Origin of the sequence: Streptococcus sp. HMSC056C01, from assembly GCF_001811305.1 — a bacterium.
Lineage (GTDB): Bacteria > Bacillota > Bacilli > Lactobacillales > Streptococcaceae > Streptococcus.
Genome location: NZ_KV804219.1, coordinates 15890 through 31731, shown reverse-complemented (window position 1 = coordinate 31731; position 15842 = coordinate 15890). Strand labels below are relative to the sequence as shown.

Here is a 15842-nt window from a genome sequence, read left to right as displayed (position 1 = left end):
TCCTTAGAAAAAACTAAAAGTAACTTGTGACTCAATGAAAACGAAAGAGCAAACTAGAAAGCTAGTCACAGCTTTCTCTAAGCACTGCTTTCAGCTTACCAGATAGACTAAGACCTTGTTTGAAGTGATGTTTAAGGTTATACATTCAATGAATAATTTATCAGAATCCCTTACCTGAGAATCCCCACACAAAAAGAGCGTTATCGCTCTTTTACTTAGTATTTAGGAGAAGGTGTTTGTTCCTGTTGAAACATTTTTTGGTAATTTACTTTAATTGTCATTGTCATGAGAGAGTCCTCGTTTCTTTTTGATGACTCTAGTATAGGCAATAACCCTAAAAGCAAACTTAAGATTTTCTTAGAGAAAGCTTAATCTAAATGTTCTTTCTTTTCTAGATTTAGGGCAATCATATGCCACTCTGGTTCCTCTTGCCAATTAGGAAGAGAACTGATATAGCTTGCTACCTTTCTAGCTTCCTCAAGGATTGGGAAGTCTTCGATGATATCAGCCACTTGAAACTCTGGTAGACCTGACTGTCTGGTTCCAAAAATCTCACCCGAACCACGCATTTTCAAATCTTCTTCTGCAAGGACAAATCCATTAGTCGTTTCCGTCATGATGCGCATGCGGTCTTTTCCAGAGTCAGTCTTGGGATTGGCTACAAGAACCGCGTAGGACTGCTTGTCTCCCCGACCGACACGACCTCTGAGCTGATGAAGCTGGCTGAGTCCGAAACGGTCAGCATCCATGATAATCATGACGGTCGCATTTGGCACATTGACCCCGACTTCGATAACTGTTGTTGAAACCAGAATATCTGTTTTTCTCTCTTTGAACTCCTGCATAATCTGGTCTTTTTCATCACTTTTCATCTTACCGTGTAAGAGAGCAACTTTTGCTTTTCCAGAAAAATGAGCCGTCAATTCTTCCGATAAAGCAATAGCATTTTTAAGATCTAGGGCTTCAGATTCTTCAATCAAGGGCGAAATGACATAGGCTTGAGACCCTTTTTGAATTTCTCCTTCCAACCAAGTCAGGACCTGGGGCAACTGTTCATGTTTAATCCAGCGTGTTACGATTGGCTTTCGTCCTGCTGGCATCTGGTCAATAATAGAAACATCCATATCTCCAAAGGCGGTGATGGCTAAGGTTCGTGGAATCGGTGTTGCCGTCATCATAAGGACATCTGGATTTTCTCCTTTTTCACGTAAAATACGCCTTTGTCCGACCCCAAAACGGTGTTGCTCGTCGATGATAATCAAACCAAGTCGATCGTAGTCCACCCCGTCCTGTATAAGAGCATGGGTACCGACGATCACATCAATCTCGCCCTTGGCAATGGTCTCTAAAACCGTACGTTTTTCTGCAGCTTTTAATGAACCTGTTAGGAGAGCTAGTTTCAAATCAGGAAAGAGACTTTCTAGACTTTCAAAATGCTGCTCTGCAAGAATCTCTGTTGGAACCATGAGGGCAGCCTGATAACCAGCCGTTACGGCTGCGTACATCGCTAGACCTGCCACCACTGTTTTCCCACTACCAACATCCCCTTGCAAGAGTCGATTCATGTGATGGTCCGACTTCATATCGGTCAGGATTTCTTGCAGGCTCTTTTCTTGTGCTTGGGTCAAAGCAAAAGGCAAATTTTCTTTAACCGCAGTTAGTTTTTCCTGGGACCAATTCAGAACCAATCCACTTCCATGAACCTTATTTTCAGACTTGAGGGTCTGTAATTGCATTTGGAAATAGAAAAGTTCCTCAAACTTGATTCGACGGAGAGCCTGCTTGTATTCTGCCAAATCCTTAGGAAAATGCATAGCACGAACAGCCTGACAGCGAGATATGAGTTTGTATTTATCTAGCAAGGACTGAGGGAGATTTTCCTCTATCAAGAGATCTAGCCCCTGATCAAAGGCGGTTTTAATGATCTTAACAAGACTTGCTTGACTAACTCCTTGTACGAGACGATAGACAGGTTGAAGGTCGTCCTCCACTTGAGCTAAAATCTTCATCCCTGTTAGACTAGCCTTGGCGCGATCCCACTTACCAAAAACGGCTAGAGTCGCTCCTAGCTCAATCTTGTCAGCCAGGTAGGGTTGGTTAAAGAAGTTAACTGCAAACACAACCTCTCCCTGCTTGAGGCTAAAGCGTAGGCGATTGCGCTTAAAACCATAATACTGAACACTAGCTGGTGTTACTACCTGACCAGATAGGACAGCCTTTTCACCGTCTTCTAGCTCTAGCACCTGCTTGGTCTTAAAATCTTCATAACGGAAAGGAAAGTAGAGCAAGAGATCTTGCAGGTTTTCGATTCCTAGTTTGGCATATTTTTCTGCTGACTTTGGTCCCACGCCAGGCAAGACATGCAAGGGTTGGTGTAAATTCATGCTCCTCTCCTTTCCTTTTGTTTCTTAATGATATTCTCTCGGAATTCGATCACTGAGGAGACAAACTACCTCATAATTGATGGTTCCTCGGTAAACCGCTACATCTGTTGCAGTAATTTCTTGATCACCGTCTGCACCAATCAAGGTTACCTTGGTACCTAATGGATACAGCTTAGGTAAACGAATGGTGATTTGGTCCATGGATACCCGCCCTACGATAGGGCACAATTGTCCATCCACCAAAACTGAGAAACTCTGCATATCTCGTGTCCAACCATCTGCATAACCGATCGGTACCGTTGCAATGACTTGCTCACCGTCTGCTTGATAAGTTGCTCCGTAACCCATACAAGCCCCAACCTCTACTGTTTTGATATGAACGATGGCTGTTTCCAAGGTCAAAGCAGGTTTTAGTTCATAAGGCAATTCCAAAACTTGTCCACTTGGATTGAGACCATACATAGAATCCCCCATGCGAACCGCATTGAAAATAGTTTCTGCATGCCATAGAGTCGTTGCTGAGTTACTCGCATGGACTAGTTCTGGTACTTCTTGCAAGTCAGCTAGGATTCCCTTAAAGCATTCTAACTGTTGCTTAAAGTAACTATCCGACTCTTCATCAGCAGTTGCAAAATGGGTAAAGATTCCCTCAACATTTGCTCCATGTTCCTTGAGTAAAGTTTGAGCTTGTGCTGCCTCGCTTGCACTTCTAAAACCAATTCGTCCCATACCTGAGTCAATTTTAAGATGAACAGTTAAACCTGATAAGTCTGGCTCTGTAGCTATGAGTTTCTGGGTCCATTCCAAGCCAGCCACTGTCAAAGTAATATCAAAGTCCTTGGCCAATGAAAGAGATTCAACCTCAGATACTCCCAAAATGAGAATTTTCTTAGAAATTCCTGCTTGACGGAGTTCAAGGGCTTCATCGATATTAGAAACGCAAAAACCATCGACATCATCCTGGATAGCCGTAGCAACAGCTACCGCTCCGTGTCCGTAGGCATTGGCTTTCACAACCGCCCATTTTAGGGTATCTTTGGGAATGTGCTCTCCCATTTGTTGGATATTGTAGCGGATAGCACCCAGATCGATGAGGGCCTTGGTTGGTCTATGTGGACTAGTTTTCATAATCTTCCTCCAAAATAACACTAGCTGTCACAAACTGATCTGTATGGCTGATCGATAGCCACACTTTTCCTGAAAATGGGGATTTGCTGAAGTAAGGCGCCCCTCTCTCATTGTTCAAAACTTCCAAATCCTGAAAGCCCAGCTTCCCAATTCCCGTTCCCATAGCCTTTGAGAAAGCTTCTTTAGCTGACCAACGCCCAGCCAAATACTCGATTTGTCTACGACCTTTGAGACTGGCAAAACGCTCCATTTCCTCGTCTGTCAAGACACGCCGTGCAAATCCTTCTCTTTTTTCAACTGCATTTTCTATAGAAGCTAATGCTTCGATATCAATTCCGTGTCCAACTATCATTTTCGTCAAAAGGAGTTGAGATACCCCCAACTCCATCCTTTTCACTTATTTTGTTAAGGTAGTGTAGATTTCTTCTACCAAGGCTACTGTATTTTCCCATCCTAGACATGGGTCTGTAATAGAGCAACCAAAGATTTCTGGTTGATTTTGTCGACCATCTGCTAAGTAGGATTCAATCATGAAACCTCGAACTGTTTTCTTAATCTTTTCATTCCAGTCACGATTGAGCAGAGCCTGGCGAACAATTCGAACTTGCTCCATATATTGCTTCCCTGAATTATCATGGTTGGTATCAATCATGATAAAGGGATTTTCAAGCCCCATAGACTCATAACGCCCGATAGCATTTAAGAGAGTTTCATAGTAGAAGTTTGGTTCATTTTTCCCATATTCATTCATAGCTCCACGAAGGATAACGTGAGCTAGGGGATTACCTGAAGTTTCAACTTCTTGTCCATGGTAAAGAAATGTTTGCTTGTTTTGTGCAGCATAGATGGCATTAAACATAACAGACAGATTTCCAGAGGTTGGATTTTTCATACCCACTGGTGCATCAATCCCTGAAGCTACAAAACGATGTTCCTGATCTTCTACTGAACGTGCACCTACGGCATGGTAGCTCACCAAGTCGTCAACCAAGACTAGATTGGATGGATAAAGCATTTCATCTGCTGTAGTCAATCCAGTTTCTGTAATAACACGATAATGTAGCTGACGAACAGCCTGCAAACCATTAATCAAACTTGGTGCTTTAGAAGTATCTGGCTGATGAACCAAACCCTTGTAGCCATCTCCATTGGTACGTGGCTTGGCTGTGTAAACACGCATGACCATGAAAATTTTATCCGCAACTTTTTTCTGCAAGTCAGCTAAACGACGAGCATATTCAAGCACTGCTTCTTCATTATCAGATGAACAAGGACCAATGACCAAAAGGATACGATCATCCTTACCAGATAGAATATCAGCTAGTTCTTGGTCTCGGCTTTCCTTATGTTGCAAGGCTTCTGCAGACAGCTGTGTTTCCGCCTTAATCGCTTCAATATCGATTTCTTGACCTTTTTCAATAAATGCCATACTATTCTCCTAGTCTTTGGTAGATTTCACGAACAAGAGCTTCAGTATTTTCCCATCCAAGACATGGATCAGTGATAGATTTCCCAAAGACCTCTGGTTCATTTTGACGACCGTCTTCTAGATAAGACTCAATCATGAAACCACGGACATATTTTTTAATCTTTTCATTCCAGTCGCGGTTAATCAAGGTCTGACGTACAATACGAATCTGATCCATGTACTGCTTGCCTGAGTTGTCATGGTTGGTATCAATGATGATAAATGGATTTTCAAGTCCCATCTTTTCATACTGGGCAATAGTATCCATTAAATTATCGTAGTAATAGTTCGGAATGTTTTTCCCGTATTCATTGAGGGCACCACGGAGAATAGCATGCGATAGAGGATTTCCAGTCGTTTCAACTTCTTTCCCTAGGAAAAGGAAACTTTGTTTGTTTTGAGCCGCATAAATACCGTTGAACATGACATTGAGATTTCCAGACGTTGGATTTTTAAAACCTGTCGCAAAATCTGCTCCACTAGCTACAAAACGGTGTTGTTGATCTTCAACCGAACGAGCTCCAACTGCCATGTAAGAAATCAAGTCATCTACCAAAGGAAGGTTTTCTGGGTACAACATTTCATCCGCTGTCGTCATTCCTGTTTCAGAAATAACACGGTAATGCAGGTGACGAACCGCCTTGATCCCATTGATGAGACTAGGTGCTTCTTTGGCATTTGGTTGGTGAATCAAGCCCTTATAGCCATCACCATTAGTACGTGGTTTAGCAGTGTAGACGCGCATGACCATAAAGACACGGTCTTTTACTTCTTCTTGCAGTTTTGCCAAACGCTTAGCATACTCAAGAACTGCTTCTTCATTGTCAGACGAACACGGACCAATCACTAACAAAATGCGTTGATCTTCACCACGAATAATCGCTTCAAGTTCTTGATCGCGTTGTTGTTTATTGGCAAGTGCCTGTCCTTCTAATTTAGACAAACTACGAACTTCTTCAATATTAATTTTAGGGCTTTTGGCTGTAAATACCATGATTCATCCTCCTTATAAAGCAAACGGACGCCAAGCGAAAATTCACTTTTCACTAGGCATCCGCCTGAAAATTAGTCATTCTTAATGTCGTTTACCGTGACAGTTTTTAAATTTCTTACCAGAACCACATGGGCATAAGTCGTTACGCTTAACTTGGCTAAGATCCAAATCTGCAGGAAGCTCAGTCTGTTGTGCAGCAATATTACGAGTTGCTGTCGTACTGATATGACGCTCTGCTTGTGGACGCTCTTGTTCATGAATTTGTGCTTTCATCATCAAACGAGTCACATCAAACTCAATGGAACCAATCATATCATTAAACATACGGAAACCTTCTGCTTGATACTCAACGACTGGGTTATTCTGAGCATAACCACGGAGACCAACAGCATTTCGCAACTGATCAAGAGCATCGATATGGTCTGTCCACTTGTTGTCTACAACACGTAGGATCAAGACTTTTTGGAATTCTTTAACAGCTTCCTCATCACGAAGCTTAGCAACTTGGCTATCATAGACTTTCAAGGCACGTTGATAAAGTTCATCTTTGATTGCTTGGTCTGATAAACCTTCTAGGTCTGAAAGTGAAATTGAATCTTCTGGAAGCAAGTTGTATCTTGCAAAATTCAAGATAGCTTCTAGTTTTTCATCTTGTTTAGCACGCGCATGATTATCAACAACACGATTAATAGTGCGTTTAATCATTGCATGAATCTCAGGAGCCAAATCGCGATCAGCAGTGATGACATCGTAACGTTGTGAGTAGATAATCTCACGTTGCTCACGCATGACATCATCGTATTGAAGGACTTGTTTACGTGTGTCGTAGTTGTTTCCTTCAACACGTTTTTGTGCTGCTTCAACCTGACGTGTCAACATACGAGATTTGATTGCTTCGTCTGACATATTGAGACGTTCAAAGACACCCTTCAAGCGCTCTGAACCGAAACGTTTCATCAAATCATCTTCCAGAGAAAGGTAGAATTGTGACTCCCCTGGGTCCCCTTGACGTCCTGAACGTCCACGAAGCTGGTTATCGATACGACGGCTTTCATGGCGTTCTGTACCAATGACACAAAGTCCACCAAGTTCACGAACACCTTCACCAAGCTTAATATCAGTACCACGACCGGCCATGTTGGTCGCGATTGTAACTGCACCACGTTGGCCAGCATTCATGATGATTTGAGCTTCTTTGTAGTGGTTCTTGGCATTCAATACTTCGTGAGGAACGCCTGCGGCTACCAATTTTTTAGAAATATAATCACTGGTTTCAACTGCAACTGTACCAACCAAGACAGGTTGACCTTTTTGGTAGCGAGCTTTTACATCTTCGACAACAGCCTTAAACTTAGCTTCGATACTTGCATAGAGTAGGTCTGAGTGGTCGATACGTTGAACCGGACGGTTTGTTGGGATAGGAATAACACGAATATTGTAAATTTCGCGGAATTCTTCTTCCTCAGTCTTACCAGTACCTGTCATCCCTGACAATTTCTTATACATACGGAAAAGGTTTTGGTAGGTAATAGAAGCTGAAGTCTTGGTTTCATCTTGGATTGGCACACCTTCTTTGGCTTCAATCGCTTGGTGCAAACCATCAGAATAACGACGACCTTCCATGGTACGACCTGTAAATTGGTCGACAATCAAGATTTCCTGCTCTTCGCTGACCACATAGTCAATATCAAGAATCATGATGTAGTTAGCACGAAGGGCATTGTCGATAAAGTGAGTCAAGGCTACGTTTTCGATATCATAGAGATTTTCTAGTTTGAAGTAGCTTTCAGCCTTGTCAATACCAGAATCAGATAGACCAATTGTCTTAGACTGAATATCAATGATATAGTCATCCTTATCCAAAGACTTCACAAAATGGTCCGCCATATGGTAGAGTTGGCTAGTTTCAACTGCATTGGCTCCTGAAACGATCAAAGGAGTACGAGCTTCGTCAATCAAGATAGAGTCAACCTCATCGACCAAGGCATAGTTAAGCGGACGTTGAACCATATTCTCCGCACGAACAACCATGTTATCACGAAGATAATCGAAACCAATCTCTGAGTTTGTTGAATAAGTGATATCACACTCATAAGCTTCTTTTTTCTCCATTGGAGATTTGGCTGCCAAGTTGATCCCTACTGACAAACCAAGCCATGAGTACAACTCACCCATCTCAGTCGCGTCACGTTCTGATAGATACTCATTGACCGTAACTACGTGTACACCTTTACCTGAAAGGGCGTTAAGGTATACTGGCATAGTCGCTGTCAAGGTTTTCCCCTCACCAGTACGCATCTCAGGAACGTCACCATGGTGAAGAACGATTCCCCCCATAACCTGAACCTTATACGGGAAAAGACCAAGAACACGCTTAGCTCCCTCGCGTACAACAGCAAACGCCTCATACAAAAGTTGGTCAAGAGTCTCACCATTTTGATAGCGTTGTTTGAATTCTTCTGTTTTTGCTTTCAATTGCTCGTCTGTTAACGCAGCCATTTCATCTTCATATCTTAAGACTTTGTCCGCCATCTTTTCCAAGCGACGGAGTTCGCCTTTATCATTTTCGATGATTGTTTTTAGTAAATTTGCCATTTTTTTCCTTACTTTAAATTCTGAATATTTTAGAATGTTCTTTTTATTGTAGCATATTTGCCCAATTTTTTCAAGAAATATTCCGTTTTCCCTTAGGGCAAAAAAGGGCTAATCATCGAGATTAGTTCCTCTTAAAATTCCTACTCTTAGTTTCATTTTTCCCTAATTTAAACTTCTACTTAACTCAACATTGAGAATCGAAGCATCCTTCAGTTATTAGGCACTAATTTCCTCAGTTCTCTCAAGGAAGATTAGCCTTATTCTTTTCCAACTTCAGTTTTTTCATAAACTTTAGACAAGTATAAACTATCCAGTCATTGAGTAAGGATAAAAAGACTAAAACTATCCATATCAACCACCTAGCCAAATCCTTGGGCTCTAGTAAAATAAAATTAAATAAGATTAGCGAAAAAAGAGTGAAGGTTAGACTAAACAAGGCCATGAGAGGTAAATAAATCCAGTAAAAATAGTAAAGGAATGAAAAGTGCTTACTTCCTGGTCGTACCTTCCTTTGCCAACTAAAAAAGAAAAAATAGGGCACTAAAATCAACAATTGTAGCAACTTCTCCATCTCATCACCTCCAGAACTGTTTCCTATTTTTATTATAGCAAAAAGACCTGGAAAGTAGTTTCCAGATCTTGCAATTCTTAGAAATAAACGGCCAGTCTACTGTTTTGATGTAGAAGTACTAAAGTCAACCTTCGGAGCTGTCTTGGCTTCTTCGCTTTCTTTGAAGGTTTCTGCTTCTTTAAAGTTCATCATATTAGCAAAGAGAACAGTTGGGAAGCTTCTTAATTTTTGATTGTAGTCAGTTGCTGCCTGGTTGTAATCCTTGCGGGCTACAAAAATACGATTTTCGCTTCCAGCCAACTCCGTCATGAGTTGTTCCACATTTTGATTGCTCTTAAGCTCAGGATAGTTCTCTGTCAACACAAGCAGGCGTGAAATAGCTGAACTCAACTCACCTTGAGCCTCTTGGTTTTCCTTCGAAGTAACAGAGCCATTCCCAATTTTTGCACGTGCTTCTGCAATCTGGGTGAAGACCTCTGTCTCATGGTTCATTTGTCCCTTTACAGACTCTACCAGATTTCCAATCAAGTCTGAACGACGTTGAAGAGCTGTCGCTACATTTGCTTGAGCTTGTTCTACCTTGATCTGTTCGGAGACAAGACCGTTATAAGTACCTACAACCGAGCAACCTCCCAGCAAGATAATGGCTAGTAAAATGCTCAATACATAAATGATTCCTTTATTTTTCATATCTAAACTTACTCATTTCTTTAAATTTTATACTAACATTACCAATCATCAGAGGAACCTCCACCGTCAAAGCCTCCGCCGTCCCAGCCACCAGAAGAATCTGAACCTGAGTCTGACCAAGATGAATCTGAATCGGATGAGTCACTAAACCACCAGCCACCGCTAGACGAGTCACCGTTACGAGAACTTCCACCTCCTCTGATAACGGCAATAATGACTCCAATGATATATACCACCATCATGAATCCAAAGAAATCTTTTATGGGGTCATTTTTTTGACTGTAATTTGAGGAACTGCTTCTATTGCGACTCGATTTTTTCCCACTGATGCTATCAGAATAACGTTTGATTTTAGAGGATTCATCAGATGGAAATGTTCCACTTCCTCTATAAAACTGATTGTCCAAGCCTTTGGCAATCGCTAGAATTCCTTTACCATAGTCACCAGTTTTGAAATCTGTACGGCTGGCTGCCAAGATCTGCTTGGTTTGATAGTCCGTTATTCTAATGGCGGTGTTATTACTGGTTTCAATTCTTGATTTACGGTCTTGAACGGCTACTACAATGAGACTTCCAAAATTATCTCCTGAATAGCCAACCTTCCAGGCTCTAGCAGTCTCATTAGCTACTGTTTCAATGCTTTCTCCTTCTAAACTGTCCACGATATAAACTCCCACTTGAAGCTTTTCTGCCTTTTTACTATTAGCTTCATTCAAATCACGAATTTGTGTGATAGTGTCCTCTGTCAAATAGTGATTTGGATCGTAGATACCATAGTCTGGTTTTTCAGGTGCTGTGAATGCTGATAAGAAGAGAAATACCATCAGCAATCCAAGGATACGCGCCAAGAAACTTTTCTTTAACAATCTATATTTTTTCATAATAACCTCCCTGTGCAAGGAAAATTGTTTAGAGAATTATAGCATTTTGATTTTTACAAAGAAAGTACATTTTCATTACAAATCTATGACAAGAACTAAGAAAATGATGTTTTTTTGATGACAAATCGGATTCTCTATTCTGCATTAAATGGTCTAAATTTCCACCATATTGACTGCAATCTCTAGAAGGAATAAGCAGAAGCACTCGGAACCAATCTTAGATAAATTTTGGATCTGTTGACAAGCCTTATTTCTTGGCATTATAGTTCATAAGATTTGCATTTCTTGATATCCAACAACTCATGACAAAAGAGAGGCTTTGAGAGGGTGGAATTCCTCTGTACTACACCCCCGAAAAATTTAACTTTCGGGGTCTATACATTCTTAAATCTACTAGTCTTTGTATTCTTGTGGAGAAAATTTCAGATCCATAAAAAATTTTCAGAAATTTTTATTTTACAATATGATAAAAAATATAGGCATCGATATATTTATCTACTGATCAACCATTTTTAACGTTTTTTCCGTTATTCTCAAAATTTTCAAATCACTTGATGAATTTATGATGTTTTAGCACTCTCTGTTAGGGGTGCTAATTCACTGGATAATTTATTTTCAAAATAAATATCGGCTTCATCTGTCGTAGCGTTCAAATTATCTATTCACATGCTTTTTATAGCGAAAACTTCTACATCCTACGCGATAATCTATCTCAAAATAATAATAATGATCTCTGCCATCTTTGGCATTTTCCTTATTCAAGACAAAGTAGTTCTTTTGGTTCATAGCCATGGTGCGCAGAATGTCGTCAATCAGAAAAGTCAGAGGTACATTCATGGCAGAGTATTTTTGGAAATCTTCTTCAAAGCAGATGTAATCATCTGAGAAGTAATCCATCTGCAATTTGTTTTCATATAACTCTTTTCTAGTCATCAACTTCCTCCTGACAAAGTTGGATTGAGAGAATATCATCTACCTTTAGCAATCTATAACCCTCATCCGTTTTAACAGAGATTTCTTGAAGAGACAATTCTCTTAGTTCACCCAATATCGTGCTTTTATGATTTTTCTCCTTGACCACAAAAGAGCCTTTTAGTCGTCCGACATATAGCTGGGAAAGTAACAACAACTTCTCAACTGGATTCAAATCAGTCGACAAATCGACACGATTTTTTTCTTCACTGAGCGAAGTCGTATGCTCTGATAAAAAGAAGCCCATCCACTTCTGCATGCCTGGATCTTGATAGTCCCTCGCGGATTGGAAGGGCAAATAAGAGCGATCAATCATTTTAGTCCATCTAATCCTCCAGCAGAGTGCCCTCCGATCAGCTTACTTCTGGCAATACTTCTAGACGCATCCTCTAAGGCAGTCGCCTTCAAAAGGGAAGTAAAGCCGAATTGCTCTCGAATAGAATCAATGGCCGTCTGGAGCCTTTCTTCTTTTTCTAGCTTATCAACATCATCAAAAAGGGAAATCAAACCAAAGGACTCGTCCACAAATCCTGAATAACTAACGGCAACACTTCTGACAGCCCCAGAAGTATATTTGCTATGGAATAATTTCAGTACATAACTGACCAAAAGACTGGTGCTGTTAGTCGGCTCAACCTTCATCTGGGTATGGATGGAAAGTTTTTGTTCCTGCTTAGAAAATCCAAGATGAATAGACACAACTGTCGTCTTCTTTCTGGCCCGTCGAAGCCTGATAGCCACCTGCTCAGCCATCTCTCGAAGGATAATTTCGATATCTCGCTGCTTGACATAATCTCTCGGTAAAATTTGCGAATTGCCTAAGCCGTGAGATTTGGCTTTATAGGGCTTGTGAACATTACTCTCATCAATTCCATTTGCATGAAACCACAAGCGAAGTCCAGCTTGCCCAAGTTCTTTCTTCAGGGCATCAGGATTGCTATTGGCTAATTCCTTAATCGAATAGATTTCCAAGCTATTCAAGCGCTTCTCCATCCGATGCCCAATCCCCCAAAAGTCGGTCATCTTTGGAATGGACCAGACCTTATCCTCCACATCTTTGTAAGACCAATTGGCTCGCATAGTCGGTGTGTGCTTGGCTTCATTATCCAAAGCCAACTTAGCAAGCAGAGGATTGGCATTCGACATACCGACTGTCGAGTAAATCCCGGTCTGCCGCCAGATATCTCTCTGGATACGAGCCGAAAGTATGTCCAACTTATCTTTACGAGAAATCTGCTGGTCTGGGACAAAATAATTGAGCGAACTGGTTAGATCAATAAAGCCTTCATCAATTGAATAAGGATAAATATCATCTGGACTGCCATAGTTCTGAAAGATTCCTTGGATTTCCATATTAACTGCGATATACTTATCCATCCGAGGAGGGACAATGACGGTCACCCGAGCCCAATCTTCGATAAATTTCACATAGTCTGGATCTGTCCGTAAGCCTTGTTTCTTAGCATTGTAGTAGGAAAATTTGCGCGTCTTGATATCAAAAGGCAGGTCATGAGCACGACCTACATTTGCTTTCCCAAAGACCTTTTTAAACATAGGCGAGGAGGCAAGAATAAGCCCAACAGAATTATCCGCCCGACTCATGACACAAAGGGAGGTTTTAAGAGGATGAAGCCCTCTTTCCACACACTCAACACTGGCATAAAAGGACTTCATATCGACAAAGGCAATATCACTTTTGGGCTCTCTGGAATAATCAAAGTAGCCCATAGCCTATCCCTCCATGGGTAGAAAATTACCCACAATAATGCCCACAATCCGCGGATCTTCCTCATAGGAGATAAAAATATCCTTGTATTTAGGATTGATGGAGACCAGACGTAAACCTTCTGCCTCTCGATAGACCCGTTTGATATAGGTCCGGTTATTGCAAACCACTGCATAGACAGCACCATCATAATCAAATCCTGTCTCACGAATCAAAGCTACTGAACCATTTTGATATTTGGGTTCCATAGAATCTCCAGAGACCCAGGAAGCAAAATCGTGAGCTAGTTCCTCATTAAAGTAAACCGTGTCAAAGTTTCGATCATCATAAACTGCAGCACCGATCCCAGCTGACATGCGTTCATAGACATGATACTCGAAAAGTTTTTCTGAAATAGCAGTCACCTTCTTGGCTTGTTCTTCTTGAGCCAAGTCGCGAGCATAGACTATCACCTTTTCTTTTCCTTTATTGGAAAGGCTATTATAGAGACGGACAATCTCGATTTGAGTAAAATAGCCTTTTGGTACTTTTAAAATCTCTTCTAGCTGTTTAACTTTTTCTTTAGAAGGCTCCTTGACTCCACGCTCCCAAGCCGAATAGGCCTGAAAACTAATGCCAAGCTGCTCCGCAATCTCTTTTTGTGTTAACTTTAACTCTTTTCTTCGAGCCTTGAGTTTTTCTGGTTGGTACATGGTTTACCTCCTAGTGGGATATTTCATCGTAGGTTGACTTTTTTGAAACTCAACCATTTTGGTTTATTTTTATTATATAAAAAAAGTAGACGAATGTCTACTAGAAATGTTGAGTTTTGGCAAACGACTGGTAATGATGATGCTATAGATTCCTTATCTCAAATACTGCCGTATGAATCCACTCGTTATGCATTTGAAAGTCATTCTCTATGATTCTACTAAAGGTGAAACCATTTTTTAAAAGCACTCTCTGAGAGATCAGATTGTCCGTTGCCGTCCCTGCGATAATCTTATGTAAACCATAAGTAGTAAAGGCCTTTTCTAAAACGAGTTTAACCGCTTCACTTGCATAACCTAAATTAGTAACATTTTCTCCGATCCTATATCCAAGTTCTGCTGTTTTTCGATCATCCTCTAAGACACTTAAATTGATTCTTCCGACCATAGTACCTTGTGCATCTCTAATAAGATGCATGTAGACATCATGATTCTCTTGTTCCCTTAACAATTCCCTTGTAATTTCTTTAAAACCTTCTGAATCAAAATAGGTAGCTGGTCTAGGAGGTAAATTCCGCTCAAAATACTCCCGATTTTCTTTTTCAAAAGAATAAACATCTATGCTATTTTCTTCAGACATCAGCTCTAAACTTATCACTCTAAACCATCTCCTATCATTCTCTAAATTCAAATGTACTCATGTTCACACAAAGTGACATTTACAGAATTTACAGAGCTATCTTAATTTTTTCATATCGTATCTACATTATAACACAACATACTATGAAGAAAAATAATATCCAATGTTAAAACACATTTCACCTCATAAACTGCGTCATACGGGAGCAACACTCGCTAAACAGGCTGGAACGCCTATGGAAGCTATTTTTAACCCCTACCTACTTCATCTTCATAAAATGATAATGACTTACAAATAAAGAAGAAAACCATCTCATTAATTCTGAGATGGTTGATTATTTAGTCTACTTTATAAAAAACTTGTTCTGAGCTAGTTGGAGCAGCTTGACCAGCAGTAAGCCTGTTTTTACTTAAGTCAGAATCTAACCCATCTATAATAAGTCCAGCAGGGTAAACACTCATTCCATACCCTGTAAAACCAGATCTAACACTGAATTCAATAGTTCCATGGTTACCCATGCTCACTTTCTCAATGTTTCCACTGTTTACTAGTCCATTTTTATCGAATGTAAACTCTTGTCCAAGCCCATTTCTCCATGTCCCAACTAGAGTAGAGAAATCTCCATTTAGAATAGCTTGCTCATCTATTTTTTGTGATCTAGCATTCGTTTTCTCTTCTTGTGTCGAAGGTCTTTCCTCCTCCGTAGTAGTAATACTCTCTTGAGAAGTCGTTGAACTAGTGGTTGTTGTACTTGTTGTTGTCATACTAGTAGTAGAACGCTGTTCCGTTGTAGGAGTATTCACTACTTCTGCATCTTGCTTCTTATGATTAAAAAAGAAGAAGAGAGAACTAATCAGCACTATAGCAATTAAGCAACTTAACAGAATCAAAAGCCAATTTATGCCTTTTCCTATTTTCATTTATAACTCCTTTATACTATTCTCATTTAATTATATCATACTACACTCATACAAGTAACAAAATATTGGACTTAAATATATTATTTGGGTGAATTTTGTATTTTTGAAACAAAAAGACATCCAAAAGAAAATTCTTGAACGTCTGTAAATGTTGATAGTATCGTATTGATTAACGTTTTGAGGC

Annotated in this window: 14 protein-coding genes and 1 pseudogene; 1 reads left to right on the top strand and 14 read right to left on the bottom strand. The window is 40.3% G+C overall.

Going from position 1 to position 15842, the window contains the following annotated elements:
- Positions 1-368 precede the first annotated feature (368 nt).
- The 13 genes from recG to HMPREF2795_RS09825 all read right to left on the bottom strand — a co-directional run bounded on the left by recG (position 369) and on the right by HMPREF2795_RS09825 (position 14756).
- Positions 369-2384: an ATP-dependent DNA helicase RecG gene (recG, locus tag HMPREF2795_RS09890; RefSeq protein WP_075228794.1), complete on the bottom strand. Its 2016-nt coding sequence runs from the start codon at positions 2382-2384 to the stop codon at positions 369-371.
- 24 nt (positions 2385-2408) lie between these two features.
- On the bottom strand, positions 2409-3512 hold the full coding sequence (gene alr, locus HMPREF2795_RS09885; RefSeq protein ID WP_075228793.1) for an alanine racemase: 1104 nt from the start codon (positions 3510-3512) through the stop codon (positions 2409-2411).
- The gene (acpS, locus tag HMPREF2795_RS09880) at positions 3502-3864 is read right to left on the bottom strand and encodes a holo-ACP synthase (RefSeq protein ID WP_075228817.1); all 363 of its coding nucleotides are present in this window, start codon (positions 3862-3864) and stop codon (positions 3502-3504) included. The genes alr and acpS overlap by 11 nt, the downstream gene beginning before the upstream one ends.
- A 45-nt stretch (positions 3865-3909) precedes the next feature.
- Complete coding sequence (locus HMPREF2795_RS09875) at positions 3910-4941, bottom strand: 3-deoxy-7-phosphoheptulonate synthase (protein ID WP_075228792.1); 1032 nt, start codon at positions 4939-4941, stop codon at positions 3910-3912.
- 1 nt (position 4942) lies between these two features.
- Positions 4943-5974, bottom strand: coding sequence for a 3-deoxy-7-phosphoheptulonate synthase (locus tag HMPREF2795_RS09870; RefSeq protein WP_000232201.1), 1032 nt, complete (start codon positions 5972-5974; stop codon positions 4943-4945).
- Positions 5975-6055: 81 nt separating this feature from the next.
- Positions 6056-8569: a preprotein translocase subunit SecA gene (gene secA, locus HMPREF2795_RS09865; RefSeq protein ID WP_049503920.1), complete on the bottom strand. Its 2514-nt coding sequence runs from the start codon at positions 8567-8569 to the stop codon at positions 6056-6058.
- Between the two features lie 667 nt (positions 8570-9236).
- Complete coding sequence (locus tag HMPREF2795_RS09855; RefSeq protein ID WP_075228791.1) at positions 9237-9830, bottom strand: LemA family protein; 594 nt, start codon at positions 9828-9830, stop codon at positions 9237-9239.
- A gap of 38 nt (positions 9831-9868) precedes the next feature.
- Positions 9869-10711 (bottom strand): TPM domain-containing protein, encoded by an 843-nt coding sequence (locus HMPREF2795_RS09850; protein WP_075228790.1) that lies wholly within the window; start codon positions 10709-10711, stop codon positions 9869-9871.
- A gap of 654 nt (positions 10712-11365) precedes the next feature.
- Positions 11366-11644 carry a DUF5960 family protein gene (locus tag HMPREF2795_RS09845; protein ID WP_075228789.1) on the bottom strand — a complete coding sequence of 93 codons (279 nt, stop codon included), beginning with the start codon at positions 11642-11644 and terminating at the stop codon, positions 11366-11368.
- On the bottom strand, positions 11637-11999 hold the full coding sequence (locus HMPREF2795_RS09840; RefSeq protein WP_075228788.1) for a DUF3891 family protein: 363 nt from the start codon (positions 11997-11999) through the stop codon (positions 11637-11639). Before HMPREF2795_RS09840 ends, HMPREF2795_RS09845 begins: the two co-directional genes overlap by 8 nt.
- Positions 11996-13411, bottom strand: coding sequence for a Y-family DNA polymerase (locus HMPREF2795_RS09835; RefSeq protein ID WP_075228787.1), 1416 nt, complete (start codon positions 13409-13411; stop codon positions 11996-11998). The genes HMPREF2795_RS09840 and HMPREF2795_RS09835 overlap by 4 nt, the downstream gene beginning before the upstream one ends.
- 3 nt (positions 13412-13414) lie before the next feature.
- Positions 13415-14101, bottom strand: a complete 687-nt coding sequence (locus HMPREF2795_RS09830; protein ID WP_075228786.1) for an XRE family transcriptional regulator — start codon at positions 14099-14101, stop codon at positions 13415-13417.
- 142 nt (positions 14102-14243) lie between these two features.
- Positions 14244-14756, bottom strand: a complete 513-nt coding sequence (locus tag HMPREF2795_RS09825; RefSeq protein WP_070678984.1) for a GNAT family N-acetyltransferase — start codon at positions 14754-14756, stop codon at positions 14244-14246.
- 139 nt (positions 14757-14895) lie between these two features.
- Between HMPREF2795_RS09825 and HMPREF2795_RS11095 the strand changes: the two are divergent.
- Positions 14896-14985 (top strand): annotated as a pseudogene (locus HMPREF2795_RS11095) (integrase); the annotation flags it as partial.
- 91 nt (positions 14986-15076) lie between these two features.
- On the opposite strand, the gene HMPREF2795_RS09820 reads toward HMPREF2795_RS11095, so the two are convergent.
- Complete coding sequence (locus HMPREF2795_RS09820) at positions 15077-15658, bottom strand: DUF6287 domain-containing protein (protein WP_075228785.1); 582 nt, start codon at positions 15656-15658, stop codon at positions 15077-15079.
- Between the last annotated feature and the right edge of the window lie 184 nt (positions 15659-15842).